We start from the raw sequence: 411 nt of genomic DNA on the forward strand, positions 1-411 counted from the left end.
GTGTACTTTTATCGAGAGGATCCAGGTGACATACAATCGGCAACCGGCCGATCAGTTCAGGGATCAGTCCGAATGATTTCAAATCCGCGGGGCTGATGTATTGGAGATAATTGCTCTTGTCAAATATTTCACCTTCTTTGCTTGCCTTGAAGCCCATGGCATGCGAGTTCAAACGCTTTGCAATTTTTTTCTCGATGCCGTCAAATGCTCCACCGCAGATAAACAGTATGTTCTGCGTATCAATGGTGATCATCTTTTGCTCAGGATGCTTCCTGCCGCCATGTGGCGGAACATTTACCTGAGAGCCTTCAAGCAGTTTCAATAATGCCTGCTGCACTCCCTCACCGCTTACATCGCGTGTGATACTTGGGTTATCGCCTTTGCGTGCGATCTTATCGATTTCATCAATAT

1 protein-coding gene is annotated in these 411 nt (G+C 46.5%); it reads right to left on the reverse strand.

What is annotated here, in order from left to right; translation table 11 throughout:
• Positions 1-411: AAA family ATPase (locus I6F37_RS42280; protein WP_225154717.1), on the reverse strand; the 411-nt coding region annotated here is incomplete at both ends.

The organism is Bradyrhizobium sp. NBAIM08, from assembly GCF_020193935.1.
In the GTDB taxonomy this organism is placed as follows: Bacteria; Pseudomonadota; Alphaproteobacteria; order Rhizobiales; family Xanthobacteraceae; genus Bradyrhizobium; species Bradyrhizobium yuanmingense.